This window comes from Rhodococcus sp. MEB064 (assembly GCF_000834565.1).
Lineage (GTDB): Bacteria > Actinomycetota > Actinomycetes > Mycobacteriales > Mycobacteriaceae > Rhodococcoides.
Genome location: NZ_JXQS01000021.1, coordinates 47,013 through 71,218, shown reverse-complemented (window position 1 = coordinate 71,218; position 24,206 = coordinate 47,013). Strand labels below are relative to the sequence as shown.

At 66.9% G+C, this 24,206-nt stretch carries 23 protein-coding genes; 13 read left to right on the top strand and 10 right to left on the bottom strand.

What is annotated here, in order from left to right:
* Window positions 1-42 precede the first annotated feature (42 nt).
* From RU01_RS11575 to RU01_RS11550, 6 genes are all read left to right on the top strand, one after another.
* Window positions 43-1,005 carry an HpcH/HpaI aldolase/citrate lyase family protein gene (locus RU01_RS11575; RefSeq protein WP_082043056.1) on the top strand — a complete coding sequence of 321 codons (963 nt, stop codon included), beginning with the start codon at window positions 43-45 and terminating at the stop codon, window positions 1,003-1,005.
* Complete coding sequence (locus tag RU01_RS11570) at window positions 1,002-1,493, top strand: general stress protein (RefSeq protein WP_042574703.1); 492 nt, start codon at window positions 1,002-1,004, stop codon at window positions 1,491-1,493. The genes RU01_RS11575 and RU01_RS11570 overlap by 4 nt, the downstream gene beginning before the upstream one ends.
* 237 nt (window positions 1,494-1,730) lie before the next feature.
* Window positions 1,731-3,050 (top strand): extracellular solute-binding protein, encoded by a 1,320-nt coding sequence (locus tag RU01_RS11565; protein WP_442970498.1) that lies wholly within the window; start codon window positions 1,731-1,733, stop codon window positions 3,048-3,050.
* A complete protein-coding gene (locus tag RU01_RS11560; RefSeq protein ID WP_042574701.1) occupies window positions 3,047-3,985 on the top strand; it encodes a carbohydrate ABC transporter permease in 939 nt (312 codons plus the stop codon). Before RU01_RS11565 ends, RU01_RS11560 begins: the two co-directional genes overlap by 4 nt.
* A gap of 3 nt (window positions 3,986-3,988) precedes the next feature.
* The gene (locus tag RU01_RS11555; protein ID WP_042574700.1) at window positions 3,989-4,819 is read left to right on the top strand and encodes a carbohydrate ABC transporter permease; all 831 of its coding nucleotides are present in this window, start codon (window positions 3,989-3,991) and stop codon (window positions 4,817-4,819) included.
* A 4-nt stretch (window positions 4,820-4,823) separates the two neighbouring features.
* Window positions 4,824-5,984, top strand: coding sequence for an ABC transporter ATP-binding protein (locus RU01_RS11550; protein WP_042574699.1), 1,161 nt, complete (start codon window positions 4,824-4,826; stop codon window positions 5,982-5,984).
* Between the two features lie 34 nt (window positions 5,985-6,018).
* On the opposite strand, the gene RU01_RS11545 is transcribed toward RU01_RS11550, so the two are convergent.
* Together RU01_RS11545 and RU01_RS11540 are read right to left on the bottom strand one after the other, a co-directional pair.
* Entirely contained in the window at window positions 6,019-6,867 is an 849-nt protein-coding gene (locus RU01_RS11545; protein ID WP_042574698.1) for a hypothetical protein, read from the bottom strand.
* A complete protein-coding gene (locus tag RU01_RS11540; RefSeq protein WP_042574697.1) occupies window positions 6,857-7,561 on the bottom strand; it encodes a metallophosphoesterase family protein in 705 nt (234 codons plus the stop codon). The genes RU01_RS11545 and RU01_RS11540 overlap by 11 nt, the downstream gene beginning before the upstream one ends.
* Before the next feature lie 62 nt (window positions 7,562-7,623).
* On the opposite strand from RU01_RS11540, the gene RU01_RS11535 reads away from it, so the two are divergent.
* From RU01_RS11535 to RU01_RS11520, 4 genes are all read left to right on the top strand, one after another.
* A complete protein-coding gene (locus RU01_RS11535) occupies window positions 7,624-8,238 on the top strand; it encodes a suppressor of fused domain protein (RefSeq protein ID WP_042574696.1) in 615 nt (204 codons plus the stop codon).
* Between the two features lie 31 nt (window positions 8,239-8,269).
* Window positions 8,270-9,148, top strand: coding sequence for a PHP domain-containing protein (locus tag RU01_RS11530; protein WP_042574695.1), 879 nt, complete (start codon window positions 8,270-8,272; stop codon window positions 9,146-9,148).
* A complete protein-coding gene (locus tag RU01_RS11525; RefSeq protein ID WP_042574694.1) occupies window positions 9,145-9,402 on the top strand; it encodes a hypothetical protein in 258 nt (85 codons plus the stop codon). The genes RU01_RS11530 and RU01_RS11525 overlap by 4 nt, the downstream gene beginning before the upstream one ends.
* A 243-nt stretch (window positions 9,403-9,645) precedes the next feature.
* On the top strand, window positions 9,646-10,803 hold the full coding sequence (locus RU01_RS11520; protein ID WP_052493248.1) for an NAD(P)-dependent malic enzyme: 1,158 nt from the start codon (window positions 9,646-9,648) through the stop codon (window positions 10,801-10,803).
* A gap of 1 nt (window position 10,804) precedes the next feature.
* Here RU01_RS11520 and RU01_RS11515 read toward each other — a convergent pair whose 3' ends face one another.
* From RU01_RS11515 to RU01_RS11500, 4 genes are read right to left on the bottom strand one after another with little or no spacing between them, the layout of a single operon-like run.
* On the bottom strand, window positions 10,805-11,500 hold the full coding sequence (locus tag RU01_RS11515; protein WP_042574693.1) for an ABC transporter permease: 696 nt from the start codon (window positions 11,498-11,500) through the stop codon (window positions 10,805-10,807).
* Window positions 11,497-12,165: an ABC transporter permease gene (locus RU01_RS11510; RefSeq protein WP_042574692.1), complete on the bottom strand. Its 669-nt coding sequence runs from the start codon at window positions 12,163-12,165 to the stop codon at window positions 11,497-11,499. The genes RU01_RS11515 and RU01_RS11510 overlap by 4 nt, the downstream gene beginning before the upstream one ends.
* A complete protein-coding gene (locus tag RU01_RS11505) occupies window positions 12,165-13,301 on the bottom strand; it encodes an ABC transporter ATP-binding protein (protein WP_042574691.1) in 1,137 nt (378 codons plus the stop codon). The genes RU01_RS11510 and RU01_RS11505 overlap by 1 nt, the downstream gene beginning before the upstream one ends.
* Window positions 13,298-14,269 carry an ABC transporter substrate-binding protein gene (locus tag RU01_RS11500; protein ID WP_042574690.1) on the bottom strand — a complete coding sequence of 324 codons (972 nt, stop codon included), beginning with the start codon at window positions 14,267-14,269 and terminating at the stop codon, window positions 13,298-13,300. Before RU01_RS11500 ends, RU01_RS11505 begins: the two co-directional genes overlap by 4 nt.
* Before the next feature lie 77 nt (window positions 14,270-14,346).
* Here RU01_RS11500 and RU01_RS11495 point away from each other — a divergent pair, with 77 nt between their 5' ends.
* Window positions 14,347-15,186 carry a glycine betaine ABC transporter substrate-binding protein gene (locus tag RU01_RS11495; protein ID WP_052493246.1) on the top strand — a complete coding sequence of 280 codons (840 nt, stop codon included), beginning with the start codon at window positions 14,347-14,349 and terminating at the stop codon, window positions 15,184-15,186.
* A 16-nt stretch (window positions 15,187-15,202) separates the two neighbouring features.
* On the opposite strand, the gene RU01_RS11490 is transcribed toward RU01_RS11495, so the two are convergent.
* Genes RU01_RS11490 through RU01_RS11480 form a run of 3 tightly spaced genes read right to left on the bottom strand, consistent with a single transcriptional unit; the run spans window position 15,203 to window position 18,522 of the window.
* On the bottom strand, window positions 15,203-16,099 hold the full coding sequence (locus RU01_RS11490; protein WP_042574689.1) for an alpha/beta hydrolase: 897 nt from the start codon (window positions 16,097-16,099) through the stop codon (window positions 15,203-15,205).
* Between the two features lie 12 nt (window positions 16,100-16,111).
* The gene (locus RU01_RS11485; RefSeq protein ID WP_042574688.1) at window positions 16,112-16,945 is read right to left on the bottom strand and encodes an SDR family NAD(P)-dependent oxidoreductase; all 834 of its coding nucleotides are present in this window, start codon (window positions 16,943-16,945) and stop codon (window positions 16,112-16,114) included.
* Complete coding sequence (locus RU01_RS11480) at window positions 16,942-18,522, bottom strand: flavin-containing monooxygenase (protein WP_042574687.1); 1,581 nt, start codon at window positions 18,520-18,522, stop codon at window positions 16,942-16,944. Before RU01_RS11480 ends, RU01_RS11485 begins: the two co-directional genes overlap by 4 nt.
* A 68-nt stretch (window positions 18,523-18,590) precedes the next feature.
* On the opposite strand from RU01_RS11480, the gene RU01_RS11475 reads away from it, so the two are divergent.
* Window positions 18,591-19,220 carry a TetR/AcrR family transcriptional regulator gene (locus RU01_RS11475; RefSeq protein ID WP_042574686.1) on the top strand — a complete coding sequence of 210 codons (630 nt, stop codon included), beginning with the start codon at window positions 18,591-18,593 and terminating at the stop codon, window positions 19,218-19,220.
* 51 nt (window positions 19,221-19,271) lie between these two features.
* Window positions 19,272-20,303, top strand: a complete 1,032-nt coding sequence (locus RU01_RS11470; protein ID WP_042574685.1) for a beta-ketoacyl-ACP synthase III — start codon at window positions 19,272-19,274, stop codon at window positions 20,301-20,303.
* Between the two features lie 85 nt (window positions 20,304-20,388).
* Here the strand turns inward: RU01_RS11470 and RU01_RS11465 are convergent, their stop codons facing one another.
* Window positions 20,389-24,174 (bottom strand): multifunctional oxoglutarate decarboxylase/oxoglutarate dehydrogenase thiamine pyrophosphate-binding subunit/dihydrolipoyllysine-residue succinyltransferase subunit, encoded by a 3,786-nt coding sequence (locus RU01_RS11465; RefSeq protein WP_082043053.1) that lies wholly within the window; start codon window positions 24,172-24,174, stop codon window positions 20,389-20,391.
* Window positions 24,175-24,206 lie beyond the last annotated feature (32 nt).

The following is a 24,206-nucleotide window of genomic DNA, read 5'->3' as shown; positions in this document are numbered from 1 at the left end:
GACGCCGGGCCTTCGACCGGTCGCGCCCGATAGTGTGCGCTGGTGACCCCACGCTTGCGACGTTCCGTGCTCGCCGTGCCCGGCAGCAGTCCGAAGATGATGCACAAAGCGCTGTCCCTGCCCGCGGATGCGGTGTTCCTCGATCTCGAGGACGCTGTCGCACCGGCCGCCAAGGACCAGGCGCGCGCAGCGGTGGCCGACGCGCTCGGCAGCGACAGCTGGGGACCACAACTACGTCTGGTGCGAGTCAACGACTGGACGACGGACGCGACGTTCCGCGACGTGCTCGAGGTAACCGGTCGAGCGGGGCGACATCTGGACGCGATCGTGCTGCCGAAGGTCAGGACGGCCGGCGAGGTGCAGGCGCTGGATCTGCTGGTGACGCAGATCGAGCGGGAGCAGGGACTCCCGGTCGGACGCATCGGGATCGAGCCGCAGATCGAGGACTCGGTGGGGCTGCTGCACATCGATGCGATCGCGACGGCGTCTCCCCGTGTGCAGACCCTGGTGTTCGGCCCCGGCGACTTCATGGCCGACGTGGGAATGCGAACCCTGACGGTAGGGGAGCAGCCCGACGGATACGACAGGGGCGATGCCTACCACCACGTGCTGATGACGATCCTGCTCTCCGCTCGCGCCCACGGGCTGCAGGCGATCGACGGTCCGTACGTCCAGGTGCGCGACCTCGACGGGTTCGTCGCGGCCGCGAGGCATTCCGCCGCGTTGGGATACGACGGCAAGTGGGTTCTGCATCCGACGCAGATCGACGCGGCCAACGAGGCGTTCTCACCGCGTCAGGCCGACGTGGACCGAGCGCACGCCATCGTCGAGACGTACCGGGGACACCTGTCGGCCGACGGGGGAGCTCGCGGTGCGGTCGTGGTGGACGGAGAGATGGTCGACGAGGCCGGGCACCGGATGGCGCGCGTGATCCTCGAGGCCGGACGTGCGTCGGGTGTCCTCCCCAGCGGCCGGACCGGCTCGCCAGGCACAATGGAGTCATGACCAACCCCATGTCGCAGCCCGGCCGCCCCGGACAAGGCCTGCCCACTCCGCCGTCGGGATGGCCCATCGGGTCCTACCCCACGTACGCCGAGGCGCAGCGCGCGGTGGACTACCTCTCCGATCAGGAATTCTCCGTCCAGGACGTCACCATCGTCGGCGTCGACCTCATGCAGGTCGAGCGCGTCATCGGTCGTCTCACCTGGGCCAAAGTCATTGGCGGCGGCGTCATCTCGGGTGCCTGGCTCGGTGTGTTCCTCGGCCTGGTGCTGAGCATCATCACCGACACCAACTACCTGTCCGCGCTCGTCGTCGGTGTGCTGGGCGGCATCGTCTTCGGGCTGATCTCCGCGAGCATCCCGTACGCGGCCACCAAGGGCCAGCGCGATTTCGCGTCCACCATGCAGCTGGTCGCCGGTCGGTACGACGTGCTGTGCGAACCGAAGTCCGCGGAGAAAGCACGCGATCTCCTGGCACGCCTCGCGATCTGAGCACTGCCGCGTACCGGCAGCGCTCACGATGTACCGGATTTGTCACGGTGTTGTACCAAGCGCACTAAATCCTCTCAGCTTTCGACTAGGTTCCACTTCGCAGGGAATGCGTGTCCAACGAAGCACACGCTGCGGAGTCGGGTCCGAACCTCGGTACCTTCTCCTGCGGCAGAGGAGGCGGTCGTGCCGAAGAGGTACAGGGCGAGGAAACTCGCAGCTACAGGAGCCGCCGCGGTGGTGGCAGGCAGTCTGTTGGCGGGGTGTGGATCATCCGACAGCGGGATCGTGCTGAGCTTCTACACCGCAGCCGACGGCGCCGAGCAGTACGCAGCCGCCGCGCAGGCGTGCACCGATCAATCCGGCGGTAAGTACCGCGTCGAGCAACGCACACTGCCGAAGAGCGCCAACGACCAGCGGCTGCAGCTGGCCCGCCGCCTGGCAGGCAACGACCGGACTCTGGACCTGATGACGCTGGATGTCGTCTGGACCGCCGAGTTCGCCGAAGCCGGTTGGGCACTTCCGGTTCCGGACGACCTGTCGGCGAAGCTGCGGGACGGATCGGTGCTCGAGGGCCCGCTCGCCACCGCGGAGTGGCTCGACCCCGAGACGGAGAAGAAGGACCAGCTCTACGCGGTCCCCCTCAACTCGAACACCCAGTTGCTCTGGTACCGACCGGACATGGTGCCGAACGGTCAGCCCCCCGCCACGTGGGACGACCTGATCGCCACTGCCGGTGAGAACGCGGCGTCCGGCAAGCCCGCCGCGATCGGCGTGCAGGCCAAGCAGTACGAGGGCTTCATGGTCTGGTTCAACACGTTGCTCGAGAGCGCCGGGGGATCCGTCGTCGGCGAGGACGGCACCACCGTGACGCTCAACGACACTCCCGAGCATCGCGCGGCGACGGAGAAGGCACTCTCGATCATCAAGAGTGTCGCGACCGCGCCCGGCGCGGATCCCTCCGTGTCCCAGAGCGACGAGGGCACAGCACGTCTGGGCGTCGAGGCGGGCAGCATGTTCGCCGAGGTGAACTACCCCTTCGTGCTTCCCGGACTCAAGGAGAACGCCGCTGCCGGCGGAGTCTCCTTCCTCGACCTCTCGAGCGTTCCCGCCGAGCAGCAGGATGCGGCGGTGAACGAGGTGTTCCGCAGCGCCCCCTACCCGTCCGTCACACCCGGTGAGCCCGCGAAGGTCACCATCGGCGGCTTCAACATCGGCGTCGCCAAGACGACCGAGCATCCCGACGAGGCGTGGGCCGCGGTGGCCTGCCTGACCGACGAGCAGAACCAGCGCAACAACGCCGTCGACGGCGGTGTGCCCCCGGTGATCCGGTCGTTGTACGACGACCCGGAGTTCCAGGCGGCGTACCCGGCGTGGGAAGGCGTTCTCGGATCGATCGAGAGTGCGGCAGTACGGCCCGTCTCGCCTGCGTACCAGTCCATCTCGATTCTCCTCACCGACGCACTGAACCCGCCGCAGGACATCGATCCGGTCGGCGACGTCGACAAGCTCGCCGACCTGGTGCGCCAGGCCGTGAACTCCGAAGGGCTGATCCCATGACCGTCACCGAAGAGCCCCGGCGCACGCAGAAGCACGCGAAAGCGGCCGAAGCGCTGTCCGAGGGGAAGAAGGCGGAGCGCAAGCTCGGCTTGCTGCTGATCGCTCCCGCCGCGATCCTGATGCTCGCCGTCACCGCGTATCCCATCATCTACGCGTTCTGGTTGAGCCTGCAGAAGTACAACCTGGCATTCCCGGACGACAAGGAATTCGTCGGTCTCTCCAACTACGTCTCCGTCCTCACCGACGGGTACTGGTGGACGGCGTTCGCCGTGACGGTGGCGATCACCGTCATCTCGGTCGCCATCGAGTTCGTCCTCGGACTCGCCGTCGCTCTGGTCATGCACCGCACCATCTTCGGGCGCGGGCTGGTGCGCACCGTGGTCCTCATCCCGTACGGCATCGTCACCGTCGCGGCGGCATACAGCTGGTACTACGCGTGGACACCGGAGACGGGCTACCTGGCCAATCTCCTCCCCGACGGCAGTGCGCCGCTGACACAGCAGATTCCGTCGCTGGCCATCGTGGTCCTCGCCGAGGTGTGGAAGACGACGCCGTTCATGGCGCTGCTTCTGCTCGCCGGTCTCGCGTTGGTTCCTGACGACCTCACCAAGGCCGCCCAGGTGGACGGCGCCGGTGCCTGGACCCGCCTGGTCCGCATCATCATTCCGCTGATGAAGCCGGCCATCCTGGTGGCGCTGCTGTTCCGCACGCTCGATGCTTTCCGCATCTTCGACAACATCTACGTTCTGACGAAGGGAAGCAACAGCACCGGCTCACTGTCGATTCTGGGTTACGACAACCTCTTCGGGGCTTTCAACCTCGGAATCGGCTCGGCCATCAGTGTGCTGATCTTCTTCTGCGTGGCCATCATCGCCTTCGTCTTCATCAAACTGTTCGGGGCGTCCGCACCCGGCTCCGACGCGGAAGGACGCTGACCCATGGCAGCCACCACGAAGACGAAGGCCGGCTGGTCGATCGTCAACCTCCTCGTCCTTCTGTACGCGTTGATCCCGCTGGTCTGGATCATCAGTCTCTCGTTCAAGCCGGTGGCGAACATCGCCGACGGCAAGTTCATCCCCACCACGTGGACGTTCGACAACTACAAGGGGATCTTCCAGACGTCGCAGTTCACCAGTGCGCTGATCAACTCGATCGGCATCGGTCTGATCACCACGCTCATCGCCGTCGTGATCGGCACCATGGCGGCGTACGCCGTGGCGCGGTTGGACTTCCCCGGCAAGAAGTTGCTCGTCGGCGCCGCGTTGCTCATCGCGATGTTCCCCCAGATCTCGCTGGTGACACCGCTGTTCGACATCGAGCGCGCCCTCGGCTTGTTCGATACCTGGCCGGGCCTGATCATCCCGTACATCACCTTCGCGTTGCCGCTCGCCATCTACACGCTCTCCGCATTCTTCCGGGAGATCCCGTGGGAGCTGGAGAAGGCGGCGAAGATGGACGGCGCGACCCCCGGACAGGCGTTCCGCAAGGTCATCGCACCGCTCGCGGCACCCGGCATCGTGACCGCCGCGATCCTCGTCTTCATCTTCGCGTGGAACGACCTGCTCCTCGCGATCTCGCTGACGGCCACCGAACGTTCGGTCACCGTGCCCGCAGCGATCTCTCAGTTCACCGGTAGTTCGCAGTTCGAGGAACCGACGGGATCGATCGCGGCCGCGGCCGTGGTCATCACCATCCCGATCATCATCTTCGTCCTGTTCTTCCAACGTCGTATCGTGGCGGGCCTGACGTCCGGCGCAGTGAAGGGATAAGTCAATGGCCGAAATCGTTCTGGACAAAGTGACCAAGCTGTACCCGGACGGCGCCGCGGCAGTGAGCGACGTCGACATCACGATCGCCGATGGGGAATTCATCATTCTCGTCGGTCCGTCGGGTTGCGGTAAGTCGACCACTCTCAACATGATCGCCGGCCTCGAGGACATCTCGAGCGGTGAACTGCGGATCGCCGGTGAGCGTGTCAACGAACGCGCACCGAAGGACCGTGACATCGCGATGGTGTTCCAGTCCTACGCGCTGTACCCGCACATGACGGTGCGCGACAACATCGCGTTCCCCCTGACGCTCGCCAAGATGAGCAAGGAGGACATCGCGAAGAAGGTCGACGACGCGGCGCGGATCCTCGACCTCGGCCAGCACCTCGACCGCAAGCCGTCCAACCTCTCCGGTGGACAGCGCCAGCGTGTCGCGATGGGACGCGCGATCGTGCGCAGCCCCAAGGCGTTCCTCATGGACGAGCCGCTGTCGAATCTCGATGCGAAGCTGCGCGTGCAGATGCGCACCGAGATCGCCCAGTTGCAGAAGCGCCTCGAGACCACCACCGTCTACGTCACGCACGACCAGACCGAGGCCATGACCCTCGGCGATCGCGTCGTCGTCCTGCGCGGCGGACTGGTGCAGCAGATCGGATCCCCGCAGGAGCTCTACGACCGCCCGCGCAACCTCTTCGTCGCCGGCTTCATCGGATCGCCGTCGATGAACTTCGTCGCCGGCCGTCTGACCGACTCGGGTGTCACCACCTCGCTCGGTGAGATCACGCTGGACAACGAAGCGCGACAGAAGATCTCGCAGAAGAACGTCAAGGGCGACGTCGTCGTCGGCGTCCGCCCCGAGCACCTCGAGGATGCTGCGCTGATCGAGTCCTACCAGCGCATCAACGGCAGCACGTTCTCCGCGCGAGTCGACGTCCTCGAGTCCATGGGATCCGACAAGTACATCTACTTCACCGCCGAGGGACCCAAGGTCAGTTCACGCGAGCTCGACGAGCTCGCGGCCGACTCGGGTACCGACGGTGGTCAGTTGGTGGCGCGGCTGTCGGCCGAATCGAACGCCCGCATGGGGCAGTCGATCGACCTGTGGTTCGACCCGAAGCGCGTGCAGATCTTCGACGCCGAATCCGGAGCGAACCTGACGCTCTGACACGCCGCTCGATACGAGGCGGCACCCCGAGCTCTCAGCGGGGCGCCGCCTCTTTCAGTTGAGCGATGATCTCGTCGTTCCAGATGTGGCTGCGCACCAGGCGGTATCGCTCGCGTGCCACCCACATGTACGCCTCGGCGTCGGTGTGCCTGGTCAACATGCCACCGACCGACCTGACCATGCGCACGACGGGCAGGAACTCCTCACCGAACCATCGACGGGCTACCGTGCGACGGTCGACGAACTCGCCCAGTTCCTGCATCAACCGGAAACCCCAGGCCTCCACCGCATCACTGAGTTCCGCGTACTGCCACGGGTCGGAGAACTCGATGGCCTCGCGCGACTTGCCGGTCAACGGAACACGACTGAGGAAGATGCGCCGATGGTCCTTGACCACCAGGTCGCCGCGGCTCGAGATGCCGTCCGGCGAGATGCGCGTGACGATCTCGGTGACGTACGCCTCGATGAGAGTCATGTGCATCGCGCACGCGATGGACACGCGGTGGTGCCCGTCGATGACGAAGTGCATGCCGCCCACGCGGTACACCTCGATCGGCGGCATCGACTCACCGCGTCGCCACGCGGTGGCCAGGCGCTGCCACCGTTCCCGGGTGCGTGTCGACGTCGGCCGGAAGTAGCGATCGAAATCGCGTGTGCGGTCCACACTTCCGACGATCGAGTCGACCCGGATCACCTCGAGTCCGATCCTGCGTTCGCGGACCTTCCCCAGCGCGGCGACGACCTCGTCGAACGGCAGGATGGTCGTGATGTCGTCGGGTTGCCGACGCAACCACCCGACGAGGCGCGCGACGTCGGCGCGCCGACGTTGCCGCGAGAAGTCGTTCTCGGCGTCGGCTGCGGGAAATCCTGTGTCACGAGCCATGTCGTCGCCTCTCGATGACGGGCGGGGTATCGCCACCCGGAGTGATGTCGATCAGTGCGTACCCGACGGTGTTGAGCACGGTGGCGCCATGCAGGTGTCGGTCGACGGGAGTGACGCCGTGGGGATGGATGTGGCCGTGTATCAGCATCTGCGGCCGCAGCTTGTCCGTCAACGGGTCCAGGCACCGGAACCCGCGGTGCGGCGCGTCGTCTCCGTCGCCCAGCCCGAACGGCGGACTGTGCGTCAGCAGGACGTCCACGCCGCGGGAGCCACGCTGGAACAGCGGATGCCACGTATGGGTGCGGATCAGCGTCGACGCTCGGCGCCGCTGTTGGCGCTCGGTCCACTGGTTGGGGCCGTCGCGGTAGCGGATCGAACCACCGAGTCCGGCGATCCGCAGGCCCGCGGCGGCGACGATGCGGCGATCGGCATTGATCGCCCCGTCCGGGCCCGGCCAGCTCGACGGCAGTCCTGCCCGCATCCATCCGGCGCGCCCGGCCGAGTAGCCGCTCAGGTCCGCGTCGTGGTTGCCGGGGACGAACACGCAGGGAGCGTTCGCGATCTCCGCCACGTGCTCGAGGTAGTCGAACGGCAGATCGCCGGCACCGAGGACGAGGTCCACTGCGAACGGCAGCCTGCGTGCGTTCCAGAGGCTCTCGACCACCTCGTCGGACACGGTGAGCACGGTCACCACGGCAGTTCCGTCACACAGAAGACCGTACCGGCCCGGGCGTGCACGGGGACCGCAGTGGTTGTATGGATCCCGTGAGTGCGAGTGACGTGATCCAGCAGGTGCGGTCGCACCTCCATCGGACGTGGCAGCAGGACAGCCCGCCCAGTGCGTCGATCACGTTCCTGGGTCTGGAGTCGCTGGACGTCCTTCTGTTCGCGCCCGGCTCCGACGGGGTCGCTCACCTCGCGACGGTCGGGTGTTCGCGTCATCCCATGGCCGACCCGTCCGACATGGTCACCGATTCCCAGCGCGGCCCCCGCGCCGAACTGGTGCTGTCGCTGCGGCGCATGGACGAGGCTGTCCGCGACGTCTGGCGCACGCTCGCGACGTTCGCCGCGTCCCCGGCGGTCGAGGGCATCGTGCTGGTGCCCGATGCGCTACTAGATGCGGGGGAGCCGCTGTGGCCCGGAGCTCCGTTCACGGCAGTTCTTCTGAGCGTCGACTCGGGGGTTCCCGACCTGGTACTTCCGGAGCCGTACGACCCCGTGACCTTCCTGGCCGCTGTCCCGGTGACCGGCACCGAGGCGGCGTGGGTGCGTCTGCGCGGTGCGGAAGCACTGCGCGAGGCGTGGACCGAGGCGGGGATCGACGTCACCGATCCTCGGCGGTCGGCCGCGTCGCTGCGTCCGCCGACCTGACACCGTCCACCGACCTGAAAGAGTGTCACCCGTGCTGATCGATCTCCACACCCATTCCACGTCCTCCGACGGAACCGATACGCCGGCCGAGTTGATCGCCGCGGCGACGGCGGCCGGTCTCGACGTCGTCGCGCTGACCGATCACGACACGACGCACGGGTGGGACGAGGCGCAGGCCGCGGTGGAGTCCACACCCGGCGGCCCGATCCTCGTGCGGGGTATGGAGATGTCGTGTCAGGGCCGCGGTGAGGACGGCGATCCGGTCACCGTGCATCTGCTGGCGTACCTGTTCGACCCGACCCACACCGCCTTCGCGCAGGAGCGCAGCCGTCTGCGTGCGGAGCGCGAGGTGCGGCTGCGCAGGATGATCGACCTCATGGCCGCCGACGGGTACGACGTCGACGCGGACACGATCCTCGCCGCGGCGGGCCCGTCCGCCGGACGACCACACCTTGCTCGGGCCCTGGTGGCGGCCGGTGTCGTCGAGACGGTGAACGACGCGTTCGCGGACCTCCTGAAGACCGGCGGCAAGTATTACGTCGAGAAGGCGGACACCCCTCTCGACGTCGCCGTGGCAATGGTGGCCGAGGCCGGGGGCGTGCCCGTCATCGCCCACGCCCGCGCCCGCACGCGTGGCCGCCTGCTGCACACCGATCACATTCTCGAGCTGGCCAGGGGAGGACAGCTCGGCGGACTCGAGGTCGATCACCCCGACCACAGTCCCGAGGACGCCGACGCGCTGCGGGCCATTGCGGAGCGGTACGGACTCGTCGTCACCGGGTCGTCGGACTATCACGGGACGAACAAGACCACGCCGATCGGCGCCCGCACCACGGCGGTCGACCAGTTCGAGAAGCTGGTGGCCAAGGCCGCCGGTGTTCCCCCGATCCACCCGGACGGTCGCCGATGAGGGCGCTCAGCGGATCCGTGGCAGCGGGCCTGATCGTCCTGACCGCGCTGGTGGTGGCCGCCGCCGTCATTGGTGGCGACCGCGGTTTTCCGGGCCCCGGAACCGCATCGATCGCATGGCATGTGGTCGCCTGCGTCGCGGCTCTGGTCCTGCAACGGGTCGCCGACCACCGGGCGCGCGGAGTCTCGTTCCTCGGGTCCGTCGGAGTCCTCGTCGTGGCGGGCGCTCTGCTGTGGACCCAGTGGTGGGGCTGATCGGCTCCCGCACCGATATGGCAGACTGATTTCACTCTTCGATCACCGCTACCGCGCCGTGATCGACTTCGGCTACCGCTTCGCCGGTGCCGCGTTTGCCGGCTCACCCGCCGCGCGCAGGGTCTTACACTCGTATCCCAGCATGTCCCTCCCCGCGCCGAGCGCGGACCGAGAAGGAGCGCCGCCGTGACTGCCGCAACCGACCGACCCGACACGCCCGACGTCGGCAACACCGCCGAGGCCATTGCCTCCATCACCGACGAGGAGATCTTCCTCAGCCACGTCGGGGGCAAGCTGAGCGTGGAGCTCACCGCTCCGCTCGAGACCAAGCGGGATCTCTCGATCGCCTACACACCGGGCGTCGCCCTGGTGAGCAGGGCCATCGCCGAGGACCAGGAGCTGGTGAACAAGTACACCTGGACAGAGCGCCTCGTCGTCGTCGTCAGTGACGGCTCGGCCGTTCTCGGACTGGGCGACATCGGTCCCCGCGCGTCGCTCCCCGTGATGGAGGGGAAGGCGGCGCTGTTCAAGAAGTTCGCCGGCCTCAATTCCATCCCGCTCGTTCTGGACACCAACGATGTCGACGAGATCGTCGAGACGTTGATCCGGCTGCGCCCGAGTTTCGGGGCCGTGAACCTCGAGGACATCTCGGCTCCGCGGTGCTTCGAGATCGAGAAGCGTGTGATCGAGGCGCTCGACTGCCCGGTCATGCACGATGACCAGCACGGCACGGCCATCGTGGTCCTCGCGGCACTCAAAGGTGCTGTGCGCGTGCAGAAGCGCGACCTCGAGGGTCTCAAGATCGTCATCTCCGGTGCGGGTGCAGCGGGAGTGGCGTGCGCCAACATCCTCCTCGCGGCGGGAATCTCCGACGTGGTGGTGCTGGATTCCAAGGGCATCGTCAGCGCGGATCGTGGCGACCTCAATCCTGTCAAGGTCGAACTGGCTGCCCGCACCAATCCGCGCTCCCTCAGTGGTGGCGCCGCGGAGGCGCTCCACGGTGCCGACGTCTTCCTCGGGGTCTCCGCAGGCAAGATCGCGCACGACCTGGTCGCGTCGATGGCGGAGGGGTCCATCGTGTTCGCGCTGTCCAACCCGGACCCGGAGATCCACCCGGAGGATGCGAAGAAGTACGCCGCGATCGTCGCCACGGGTCGCAGTGACTTCGCCAATCAGATCAACAACGTCCTGGCGTTCCCCGGCGTCTTCCGCGGAGCCCTCGACGCGGGCGCCCGCCGCATCACCGAGAACATGAAGCTCGCTGCGGCGGAAGCGATCCTGTCGGTGGTGGGGGACGATCTGAGTGCCGACATGATCGTTCCGAGCCCGCTGGATCCGCGGGTGGCACCGGCGGTGGCCGCGGCGGTCGCCGCCGCAGCCCGCGCCGACGGTGTCGCCTGAGTCAGACCGAGGATTTCTCGACGCGGGGCGCGCGACGCAGGCGCCCCGTGCCGGGAGTCGACGCCCAGACCGCCAGCGCCAGCAAGCCGTCGACGACGAGCGCCAGCACTGCCACGAGGATGGCCCCCACCACGACGCGGTCGTAGCTGTAGAGCGCCAGACCGTCGAAGATGTACCGGCCGAAGCCTCCGAGGTTGACGAATGCCGCGACCGTGGCCGTGGCGATGACCTGCAGAGTGGCGTTCCGGATGCCGCCGAGCAGGAGAGGCAACGAGTTGGGGATCTCGACTCGGAACAGCACCTGGCGTTCTGTCATGCCCATGGCGCGGGCGGCGTCCACGACGGTGGCATCGACATTGGCGACGCCGGCGTAGGTTCCGGCCAGGATCGGCGGAATGCCCAGCAGCACCAGCGCGACCAGCGGGGGGACCAGTCCGAGTCCCAGCAGCAGGACGAGAAACGTGAGCACACCCAGCGTCGGCAGCGATCGGAGGCTGTTGACCAGTCCCACGAGCGCGACCTCGCCGCGTCGGAGGTGCCCGATGATCAGACCGAGTGGCACCGCGACCACCGCGGAGAACAGAACGGCCAGCAGGCTGTAGTACGCGTGCTCACCCAGACGGGTAGCGATGCCGGTCCCGCCCGACCAGTTCGCGCCGTCGAGGATGTACGCGACGGCATCGGAGAAGATGCTCATGCGCGCACACCTTTCGCTCGGCGAGTGGTCGATCCGGCGCGAGTCCACGGGGTCAGGGCGCGGCCGATCAGGAACAGCATGGCGTCGAACACCAGGGCGAGGGCCACGATCGCGATGATGCCGGCCAGGATCTGGTCGGGGTAGTCACGCTGGTAGCCCTGGGTGAACAGCTGGCCCAGCCCGCCGATTCCGATGACCGACCCGACCGAGACCATCGAGATGTTGGTGACCGCGACGACGCGGATGTTGGCGACGAGGACGGGCAGTGCCAGGGGCAGTTCGACCGTGGCGGCGCGGCGGATCCGGCCGAATCCCATCGCGGTGGACGCGTCGACCACCGCGGGGGAGACGGAGTCCAGTGCCTCGGGCACTGCGCGCACCAGAAGCGCCGTCGAGTACACGGTCAGCGCGATCACCACGTTCAGCGGATCGAGCACCCGAAGGCCCGCGATGAGCGGGATGGTGACGAACAGTGCCAGCGAGGGAATGGTGAACGCGACACTGGCGACCACCAGAGTGAGCCGGCGCAGCCAGCTCACCGTGCGCACGGCGGCGCCGAGCGGCACCGCGATCACGAGACCGATCAGCAGGGGAACCAGCGACAGGTACAGGTGCGTGCGGGTCAGTCCCAGAACGATGTCGACGTTGTCGACGAGCCAGCGCATCAGGGTTTCTCGAAGTAGCGTCGACCGCGCTCGCGATCCTCCGACTGCCGCTGCTCGGCCAGGAGCGCAACCACTTCGGTCGCGTCGATCCCGCCCACGACGGCGCCGTCGGCATCGACGGCGACACCGACTCCCGACGGGGACGAGATGGCGGCATCGAGAGCCTGCCGAAGGTCACCGGACGGCGGGAACAACGACCCACCGGCGGATGTGCACCGGTCGAGGTCCTGCCCGGCGCGCAACGCTTCGAGACCGGTGACGTCCATCCATCCGCGGGGTCGACCGTCTCCGGTGACGATCAGAACCCATTGCCCGGCATCGAGTCTCACGGACGACGCGTCCTCGGAGGACGACGTGGTGATGGGGTGCAGATCCACCTTGTCTGCATCGCGGAAGGACAGTCCGCGGTATCCCCTGTCCCGACCGACGAACGACGCGACGAAGTCGGTCGCGGGCGAGGACAGAACCAACTCGGGGGTGTCGTACTGCTGGAGTCTTCCGCCCGTGCCGAACACCGCGATGCGGTCACCGAGCTTGATGGCCTCGTCGATGTCGTGGGTGACGAAGACAATCGTCTTCTTCAGATCTGCCTGCAGACGCAGCATCTCGTTCTGCAGATCCTCGCGCACCACCGGGTCCACGGCACTGAAGGGCTCGTCCATCAGCAGGATCGGCGGATCCGCGGCCAGTGCGCGGGCGACGCCGACACGCTGCTGCTGACCACCCGACAGCTGCGCCGGATAGCGCGTGGCCATGGACAGATCGAGGCCCACCCGCTCCAGGACGTCCATCGCTTCGCGACGGGCGTCCTTTCGGGAGCGGCCCATGAGCACGGGCACGGTGGCGACGTTGTCGACGACGGTGCGATGGGGGAGCAGACCGGCACTCTGAATGACGTATCCGATGCCGAGTCTGAGCTTGACCGCGTCGACGGCCGAGATGTCCCGGCCGTCGACGGTGATCGTTCCCGACGTGGGATCGATCATGCGATTGATCATCCTCATCGAGGTCGTCTTGCCGCATCCCGACGGTCCGACGAACACGGTGAACGAGCGGTCCTCGATGACGAGATCCAGCGAGTCGACCGCAGTGGTTCCGTCGGGGTAGCGCTTGGTGACGCCCTCGAACGAGATCACGAGACCGGCTTGTCCAGACCCTGTTCGACGACCCATGCGCTCGCTGCTGCGGCGGGCTCTGTCTTCGCGGTGCCCGACACTTCCTGGTTCAGTGCCAGCAGTTCCACCGTGGTGAGCTTCGCCGACACGGCGTCGAGCACGGCGGTGAGCTTGTCCGACTTCTTGGACGAGTTGTAGACCGGAACGACGTTCTGGGCCGGGAAGTTGTTGTCCGGGTCGCCCAGAGCGACGAAGTCGTTCTCCACGATCGCGGGCGTGGTGGTGAACAGATTGGCCGCATCGATGTCTCCGGCCGCCAGTGCTGCCACCGTCGCCGGACCGCCACCGTCGGAGATGGGAACGAAGTTGGCTGCCGGGATGTCGACGCCGTACTTGTCCCGCAGGCCGGGCAGGCCGACCGGACGCTCCGCGAACTCGGGCGGTCCGCCGAACTTGACCTGGCCCGCGTAGGGAGCGAGGTCGGCGATGTTGGTGAGGTTCCACTTGGTCGCGGTGTCGCGGGTGACGACGACGGCGTCCTTGTCCTCGCCGGGAGCCGGCGTGGACGCCAGCAGGTCGTCGCTGAGCGCGGAGGTCAACGCGGTGTTCACGTCCTCCGGGGCCGTGGCGGTGGCAGCGGGGTCCAAGTACAACAACAGGTTCCCGGTGTAGTCCGGGATGAGGTCGATGGAACCGTCGCGGACGGCGGGGATGTAGGCCTCTCGGCTGCCGATCGACAGGCGTGTGCTGGCATCGAAACCGTTGGCCTTCAAGGCGTCGGCGTAGATGTTGGCGATGATCTCGGACTCGGTGAAGTTCGCGGAACCGACGACGATGGTGTTGGGGTCGCCCCCGCTGCCACCCTCACCGCCGCTGCTCAAGGGATCCGAGTCGCCGCCACAGGCGGACAGGGTGAGTGCTGCAGCGGCCACCAGAGCGGTGGCGGCGACGCGCACGGAACGTGAGGTGGTGCGACGTGTCGTGTTCACTGCTCGAGTGTAACGATAGGTGCCGACACCGGCCCGTTTTCGGTACGGGCGACGACGAGAAAGGCCGGGCTCCGGACGTGCGTGGATCGAAGATCGCCGCGGTGCTGCTGCCGCTGGTGCTGTCGGCCGGTTGCTCGTCGGCAGCGGTGGACGAGCCGACGACCACAGTCGGCGCCCTCGCGGTCGCGGACACGGGAACGCCGGTCCAGAGCGTCCTGGCCCACATCTATGCCGGAGCGTTGACCCGTGACGGCATGGCCGCGTCGGTGATGCCGGTGGACGACACGGCCGCGGCACTGACCGGACTCGACGACGCGTCGGTCTCGATGCTGCCGGGTTTCACGGGATCTCTGCTCCGGCAACTGGATCCGTCGTCCGACGCCCGTGATGCCGACGACGTCTACGGTGCTCTGGCTCGGGCTCTGCCGGAATGGTTGTCCGTCAGCGACCAGGGGCTGGCCGAGAACGGGCCGACCGTGTCCGTTCCGTCCACCGTCGGCTCGACGCTCGAGGAAGCGACCGTCTCCGCGCTGGCGCCGCAGTGCGAGACCCTCTCCGCGGACGTCGAACCCGCCGCGGACGACGCCGCCGTCCGCGCGGTGTTGGACGAGGTCTACGACTGTCTGCTCGCGGCACCAGGCGGTGTTCCCGCCGTCACCGTGCTCGATGCGACCGATCGATCGTCTGATCCGGAGTCGACCGATGTGGTGCTGGCCGACGACCGCGACGGTTTCGTCGCGGAGGAGGTGGTGCCGTTGTTCCGCAAGGGCTCCGTCGACGACGAGTCCGCACGTCGGCTGCAGGTGATCGCCGGGGAGCTGACCACGGCGGACCTCGCCCGGATGGTGGAACGTGTACGCGCGGGCGAGGATCCGTCGGCGATCGCGCGGAACTGGCTGGGCGAGCAGTCCTTCTGAGATTTCCCGCGTCGGATCAGGCCGGGAAGCGTTCGCGGACGAACGTTCCGATCTCTCGCACCGCGGCATCGGCTTCCGCCAACAGAGTCGCCTGCAGGTGGGCCACGTGCCACAGATCCTGCAACTCCGTGCACCTAACGTCGACGCCGGCGGTGGTCAGCGCGTCCACGAACCGCAGGATCTGAGGACGCAGTATCTCTCCGGCCGACACCTGGACGAGAGTGGCCGGGAAACCGGTCAGGGTTCCTCGCATCGGCGCGTAGCGGGGATCGGCCGGGTCTCCGTCGCCGAGGTACTGGCGGGCCGAGTTCCGCAACCACCGGGCATCGAGGAGGAAGTCCCGTGGCGCGGGGAAGTCCTGGTCGTTCGGATCCGCCCACGGGGAGATCATGGCGAGGGACGACGGGGGAGTGCCACGGTCCACCAGCGCCTGTGTCGCCGCCGCAGCCAGGCCGCCGCCGGCCGAATCACCAACCACCGCAATGCGATCCGGAGTGAATCCGTGATCGGCGACCAGGGCGTCGAAGACGGCGAGAGCGTCGTCGAGTGCCGCGGGACACGGGTGCTCTGGCGCCAACCGATAATGCGGCGCGACGACGACCGCACCCGAGTCGCGGGCGATGGACGACGTGACGACGCGGTGAGTCAGCGGTGAGCCCACCGTGTACGCACCGCCGTGCAGGTACAGGACGGCGGTGGGTCTCTCGGTGGCCCCCACGGTGACTCGTTCCACCGGCACACCGGCCATCTGCTCGCTCCGCACGACCGTCCCCTCCCAGAGGGGGAGCGATCGCGCGGACGCTTCGAGCAGGAACCGTTGCGCGGGGACAGGCACGCGCGGGTGGAGCGCGATGCGGAAGACGGGCTTCAACGCCCGTGACACCACACCGAGGGGGAGAACCTTGGGACGCATACCGGCCTGTTCCTACGCTGCCGGCCGAGGCAGGACGCGCGAGGACAGTTTGACGATGATGTCCTGGTAGCGCGATCCCGTGATGCGTGCGAGAGCGTCGAGTGCACGCGCGTCGTTTCCGATCAGCACGCGCGCCTTGTTCTTCTCGACGCCCTTGAGGATGACCAGTGCGGCCTGCTCGGGCGTCGTCTTGGCCAGGCGGCGGTCGAAGAACTCCGCCACCGACTTCTGGTCCTGACCCTCCGCGACCGTCGCGTTCCGGGCGATCGCGGTCTTGATGCCGCCGGGGTGCACGCACGTCACGCGCACCGGGTGCCGCGCGATCAGCATCTCCTGGCGGAGCGCCTCGGTGAACCCACGCACCGCGAACTTGGCTGCGTTGTAGGCGGACTGGGACGGAATGGACAGCAGGCCGAAGAGGCTGGACACGTTGACGACGTGGCCGTCACCGGACTCGATCAGGTGCGGCAGGAAGGCCTTCGTGCCGTTGACGACTCCCCAGAAGTCGACGTCGATGACACGTTCGAAGTCCTTGAACTCGGACTTCTCCACATCACCGTGAAACGCGATGCCCGCGTTGTTGTAGACCTGGTTCACCGCACCGAAGTGCTGACGAACGGTGTCCGCGTAGTCCATGACGCTGCCACGCTCACTGACGTCGAGGTGGTCGCTGCGGACGTCCGCCCCCCGCTCGGTCACCGCGGCGACGGTGGCGGCGAGGCCGACCGAGTCGACGTCGGACAGGGCCAGACGCGCTCCCCGTGCGGCGAGCTCGAGGGCCAACGCGCGGCCGATACCGGACCCGGCTCCGGTCACCACGGCGACGCGGCCTCGGAATTCGCTCATCGTGAGATCACTTTCTCGTCGTCGTTGTCGGTCGTGCCCGCGGTCGGGGAGCCGTCCACGGCCGCCACCGGGCGGGACGTGGACCCTGCCGACACGGAATCGTAGGCGTCGAGATCGAAGTTGCGGGTGATCCGGCGGAACTCGAAGGTGAAGTCCGGCCACAGGGTGGTGTTGTTGCCGTGCTTGTCGAGGTACCAGCTGGCGCAGCCACCGTTGAGCCACACCGTCTTGCCCAACTTGGCCTGGAGGTCGGCGTTGAACCGGTCCTGGACGTCGCGGCGCACCTCCACGACACCGAGATCGTGCTTGTCGATCGTGTTGAGCGCGTCGATCACGTAATTGAGCTGCGACTCGATCATGAACACCATGGAGGTGTGTCCGAGCCCGGTGTTGGGGCCGACGAGGAAGAACAGGTTGGGGAAGCCGGCCACGGTCGCGCCCTTGTATCCCTGCTGACCGCGCTCGTCGAAGACGTCGGCCAAAGAGCGCCCGTCCTTGCCGATGATGCCGGCGAACGTGGGGGAGTCGGTGACATGGAAGCCGGTGGCGACCACGAGCGCGTCGATGGGGCGCTCCGTACCGTCGACGGTCACGATCGAGTTCGCGCGGATCTCCCGGATTCCGTCGGTCACCAGGTCGACGTTCGGGCGGTCGAGTGCCGGGTAGTAGTTGTTCGAAATCAGCATGCGCTTGCAGCCGATCCGGAAATTCGGCGTGACCTTCTTGCGCAGCTCGGGATTGCGAATGCCCTTGGCGATCTGCCGGCGTGCGATGAACTCGAAGGCCTTCATGAGCTTGGGCACCCTGGTCAGGCCGACGACCTGCGTCTCACGGGCCGCGTAGATGCCGGTGCGGGAGAGCTTCTGGTACCCCGGAACGTGCTTGAACGCGAATTTCTCGAGCCGGGTGTACTCGCGGTCGAATCGCGGCAGGACCCACGGGGCGGTGCGCTGATAGACATCGAGATGCTTCACCGTCGACGCGATGGCCGGGACGATCTGGATCGCGGAGGCGCCCGTGCCGATGACGGCGACGCGCTTGCCCGCGAGACTCGCGTCGTGGTTCCAGCGGGCGGAGTGGAAGATCTCGCCCTGGAAGTCGCCGATGCCGGCGATGTCGGGCAGGTTGGGCTCGCACAGTGCGCCGACGGCGGACACGACCTTCTTGGCCGTGAAGTTGCCCTTGGTGGTCGCGATGTCCCACTGCGAGGTGGTGGTGTTCCAGCGGGCGGACTCGACATGGCAGTCGAAGACGTGACGGTCGTACACGCGGTACTGCCGTGCGACACCCTCGATGTACTTCTGAATCTCGGCCTGCCGCGAGAAGGACCGGGTCCAGTCGGGGTTCAGGGCGAACGAGTACGAGTACAGGTGCGACGGCACGTCGCATGCCGCGCCGGGATAGGTGTTGTCGCGCCATGTGCCGCCGACATCGCTGCCGCGCTCGAGAACGAGGAAGTCGGTGCTGCCTTGCTGCGTCAGCTTGATCGCCGCGCCCAGCCCGGCGAAACCACTGCCGATGATGATCGTGTCGACGTACCGTGTAGCAGTCCCGGTGTCTGTTACTGGAAGACTCATGAAATGAGAATAAGGGCTTACTGAGTGTGAGTCAACAGTTGTTGACCGTTGTTCAGTAAGATGAGTGAATGGACAGCGTGAAGCGAACGCGGCTCAACCCCGAGCAACGGCGGGCCCAGCTCATCGAGCTGGGTGTGGAGATGCTCTCCGAGCGCACACTCGACGCCATCTCGGTCGAGGACATCGCCGACCAGGCCGGCGTCTCCCGCGGTCTGCTCTTCCACTACTTCACCTCCAAGCACGACTTCCACGTCGCGATCGTCGATCACACCAGTAGAGAGATGCTCGCGTCGACCGAGCCGCCGGAGGGTTTGGACCCGCTCACGACGCTGGCGGTCGCGCTCACGTCGTACGTCGACTACGTCACCGCACACCGATCGACCTACGTGTCACTGCTCCGCGGCACCGCCAGTGGGGACCCGGACATGAGGGCGGTGTTCGAGCGCACCCGCGACGTCATGGTCGAACGAACCGTGGGTCAACTCCCGCTCCTGGGCATCGAGACGACTCCTCGGATCGAGCTTGCCATCCGCGGGTGGGTGGCGTTCTGCGAGGAGGTCACCATCACCTGGTTGAGCCGAGAGGACCTCGATCGGGACGAGCTGATCGAGCTCCTGGTTCACGCGCTGCCCGCCGTAGCCCTCGGTCCCGACGGGGCGACGGAGTTGTCCGCGGCCCGTTCCAGCGCAGTAACGTAGGCCACGACACCCGCGCTTCGCGCGGACAGCGGCATGAGAGGACGGCCTTCGATGGGCGCGCAGATCACTATTCCGACCGAGACGCGGCACTCAGGAATCCTGGGGATCGGCGCGTACCGGCCCGAGCGAGTGGTGACCAACGAGGAGATCTGCAAGACGATCGACTCGAGTGACGAGTGGATCCGTACCCGCACCGGCATCGAGTCGCGTCGCTTCGCAGGGGAGAACGAGAACGTCGTCTCGATGTCCATCGAGGCAGGTCGGCGCGCTCTGGAGAACTCGGGCATCAGTGCCGAGGAGATCGGGTGCGTCATCATCGCGACGTCGACCCACCTTCTGCTGACGCCCCCCGCGGCGTCGATCATCGCCGACGCGTTGGGTACCGGCGGTCCCGGCGCCTTCGACCTGGGAGCGGGCTGCGCCGGATTCTGCTACGGCCTCGCGCTCGCCTCCGACATGGTCCGGGCGGGGACGTCGGACAAGGTGCTGGTCATCGGAACCGAGCACCTCTCCGTCACGACACGCCCGGACGATCGCGGAACCCGCATGATCTTCGGCGACGGCGCGGGCGCCATGGTTGTCGGCCTCACGGACGAGCCCGGCATCGGACCTGTCGTGTGGGGATCGGACGGATCGCAGTCCGACGCCATCAAGCAGGACAAGGATTGGCTGCAGTACTTCGCCGATCTGAAGGAAGACCCCAACGCCGACCGTCCGTGGATCGCCATGACAGGCATCGCGGTGTTCCGCTGGGCTGCGTTCGAGATGGCGAAGGTCGCCCGTGAAGCGCTGGACAAGGCCGGCGTGAAGGCATCGGAACTGGACGTCTTCGTTCCGCACCAGGCCAATTCGCGCATCACGGACCTCCTGGCGAAGAGCCTCGAACTCGCCGAGGACATCCCGGTGGCTCACGACATCGCCGAGGCGGGCAACACCTCCGCCGCGTCGATCCCGCTCGCGGTGGAGGAAGTCCTCCGCACCGGCAAGGCGAAGAAGGGCGACACCGCCCTGTTGCTCGGATTCGGTGCGGGTCTGTCCTTCGCCGGACAGGTCGTCACGTTGCCGGAGGCGCCGAGCGCCTGACAGCCTCGGCCTGAAACATCAGGCGGCACAACGACAACCGGGCCGCACCTCCTTCGAGGTGCGGCCCGGTTCGTGTTCGGTGTGTCTACTTGCCGTTGAAGGCGGTGTCGATGATCTCCGCCTGCTCGACCGCGTGGACCTTGCTCGAACCCGAGGACGGTGCGGACATCGGGCGTCGTGACACGCGCTTGATGCCGGACAGACGCTCGGGAAGGAGCTCGGGGAACGCGAGGCCGAACGTCGGCCACGCACCCTGGTTGGCCGGCTCCTCCTGGACCCACCGGTACTCGGTGGCATTGGGGTAGCCGTCCAGCGTCTCCGCGATCCGACGGTTCGGGATCGGGTAGAGCTGCTCTACGCGCACGATGGCGACGTCGTCGCGCGAGTTCTTCTGCTTGTAGGCGAGAAGCTCGTAGTAGAGCTTGCCGCTCACCATCAGCACCCGCTCGACCTTCTTGCGATCGCCGTCACCGGTGTCGTAGGTCGGCTCGTCGAACACCGAGTGGAACTTGCCGTCGGTGAAGTCCTCGATGTTGCTGACCGCAGCCTTGTTGCGCAGCATCGACTTCGGCGTGAACACGACCAGGGGCCGCTGGATGCCGTCACGGGCGTGACGGCGCAGCAGGTGGAAGTAGTTCGCGGGAGTCGACGGCACGGCAACCGTCATCGAGCCCTCGGCGCACAGCTGGAGGAACCGCTCGATGCGACCGGACGTGTGGTCCGGACCCTGGCCCTCGTGGCCGTGCGGCAGCAGCAGCACGACGTCGGACAGCTGGCCCCACTTGGCCTCACCGGACGAGATGAACTCGTCGATGATCGACTGCGCGCCGTTGACGAAGTCACCGAACTGCGCTTCCCACAGCACGAGCGCGTCCGGGTTGCCCACGGAGTAGCCGTACTCGAAGCCGACCGCCGCGTACTCGCTCAGCGCGGAGTCGTACACCAGGAACTTGCCCGGATCGTCGCTGCCCAGGTTGTGCAGCGGCGTGTACTCCTCGCCGGTCTTGCGGTCGATGATGACCGAGTGGCGCTGCGTGAACGTGCCGCGGCGGGTGTCCTGACCCGACATGCGCACGAGCTTGCCCTCGTCGATGAGCGTGCCGAGAGCCAGCAGCTCGCCGAACGCCCAGTCGACCTTGCCCTCGTAGGCCATCTCGCGACGCTTGTCCAGGACCGGCTGCACGCGCGGGTGCACGGTGAACCCGTCCGGGACGTTGACGAACGCGTCGCCGATGCGGTGCAGGACCGACTTGTCCACCGCGGTGGTGAGCTTGGTCGGCAACTGCTGGTCGAGCTCGACCGACTCGCTGGGCTCCGGGGTGTACTTCTCGAGTTCGCGCACCTCGTTGAAGACGCGTTCGAGCTGACCCTGGTAGTCGCGGAGAGCGTCCTCCGCCTCCTTGAGGCTGATGTCGCCACGACCGATGAGCGACTCGGTGTAGCTCTTGCGGACGCTGCGCTTGGTGTCGATCACGTCGTACATGGCCGGCTGCGTCATCGAGGGATCGTCACCCTCGTTGTGGCCGCGACGGCGGTAGCAGATCATGTCGATGACGACGTCCTTGTGGAACTTCTGACGGAAGTCGACCGCCAGTCGAGCCACCCAGGCGCACGCCTCCGGGTCGTCACCGTTCACGTGGAAGATCGGCGCGCCGATCATCTTCGCGACGTCGGTGCAGTACTCGCTGGACCGCGAGTGCTCCGGCGCCGTGGTGAAGCCGACCTGGTTGTTGACGACGATGTGCACGGTGCCGCCGGTGCGGTAGCCGCGCAGCAGCGCGAGGTTGAGCGTTTCCGCCACCACACCCTGTCCCGCGAAGGCTGCGTCGCCGTGCAGCATCAGCGGCAGGACGGAGAAGCCGTCGGACGAATCGCCCTTGTTCAGCATGTCCTGCTTGGCGCGGACCAGACCCTCGAGGACCGGGTCCACCGCCTCGAGGTGCGAGGGGTTGGCCGTGAGCGAGACCTTGATGTCGTTCTCGCCGAACATCTGGATGTAGTTGCCCTCGGCGCCGAGGTGGTACTTCACGTCGCCCGACCCGTGTGCCGCGGCCGGGTTCATGTTGCCCTCGAACTCGGTGAAGATCTTCGAGTACGGCTTGCCGACGATGTTGGCGAGCACATTCAGGCGGCCGCGGTGCGGCATGCCGATGACGACCTCGTCGAGGGCGTGCTCGGCGGACTGGTCGATGACCGAGTCCATCATCGGGATGACCGACTCCGCACCCTCGAGCGAGAAACGCTTCTGTCCGACGTACTTCGTCTGCAGGAACGTCTCGAAGGCCTCGGCAGCGTTCAGCTTGCTCAGGATGTACTTCTGCTGAGCGACCGTCGGCTTGACGTGCTTGGCCTCGACGCGCTCCTGGAGCCACGCCACCTGGTCGGTCTCGAGGATGTGCGTGTACTCGATGGCCGCGTGCCGGCAGTACGAGTCGCGCAGCACGCTCAGCACGTCGCGCAGCTTCATCTTGTCTTCGCCGTGGAAGCCGCCGACCTTGAACTCGCGGTCGAGGTCCCACAGGGTCAGATCGTGGCTGATCACGTCGAGGTCCGGGTGCATCCGGAACTTGTCCTTGGTGAACATCAACGGATCGGTGTCGGCCATGAGGTGGCCGCGGTTGCGGTACGCCGCGATGAGCTCGAGCACTCGCGTGTTCTTGTCGACGGTTCCGGTCGGCAGGTCCCGACGCCAGCGGATGGGCTCGTACGGGATGGCCAGACCATGGAAGATCTGGTCGTAGAACTCGTCGCTGATCAGCAGATTGTGGATCGTGCGCAGGAAATCGCCCGACTCCGCACCCTGGATGAGGCGGTGGTCGTACGTCGAGGTCAGCGTCATGAGCTTGCCGACGCCCATCTCGGCGATGCGCTCTTCGCTCGAGCCCTGGAACTCGGCCGGGTACTCCATGGCGCCGGCGCCGATGATGGTGCCCTGCCCGTTCATCAGGCGGGGAACCGAGTGCACGGTGCCGATGGTGCCGGGGTTGGTGAGCGAGATGGTGACGCCGCTGAAGTCGGCTGCCGTGAGCTTGCCGTCGCGGGCACGGCGCACGACGTCCTCGTACGCGGTGTGGAACTGGTTGAACGTGAAGTTCTCGCAGCCCTTGATCGCGGCGACGACGAGCGAGCGTGACCCGTCCTTGCCCGGCAAGTCGATGGCGAGGCCGAGGTTGGTGTGCGCCGGGGTGATCGCGTTGGGTTTGCCGTCGATCTCCGCGAAGTGCCGGTTCATGTTGGGGAACGACTTCACGGCCTGGACGATGGCGTACCCGAGCAGGTGGGTGAAGGAGATCTTGCCGCCGCGTGTGCGCGCCAGGTGGTTGTTGATGACCAGACGGTTGTCGATCATCAGTTTGGCGGGGATCGCGCGAACACTGGTGGCCGTCGGGATCTGCAACGACGCGGCCATGTTCTTGGCGACGGCCGCAGCAGCTCCACGGAGCACCTTCGACGTGTCTTCCTCGGGGCCGTCCGACTCCGGCTTCGGCGGCGGCACTGCCGCGGACTTCTTGTCCGCAGGGCCGGCGGCTGCCGTCGATTTCGCAGGGGCGACCTTCGGAGCGGGCTTCGTCACGGGCTTGCTCTCTGCCTTGGGAGCGGGGGCGGGTTCCGCCTTCGGCGTGTTCTCTGCCTTCGGGGCGGGCTTGCTCGCCGGCTTGTCGGCCTTGGGTGCAGGCTCGGCTTGCGGTGTGGCAGAGGTGGACTCACTGTCGGTCGCGGGATCGCCGCCACCGTTCTGTTCGGGGGTGTAGTCAGCGAGGAACTCGTGCCAGCTCTCGTCGACCGACGACGGGTCGGTCTTGAAGCGCTGGTACATTTCGTCGACCAACCACTGATTTTGTCCGAACTGTGTTGTAGAGCTGCTGCTCACGGCAGGTGTTCGCCTCGTTTCCTTCTTGTTTC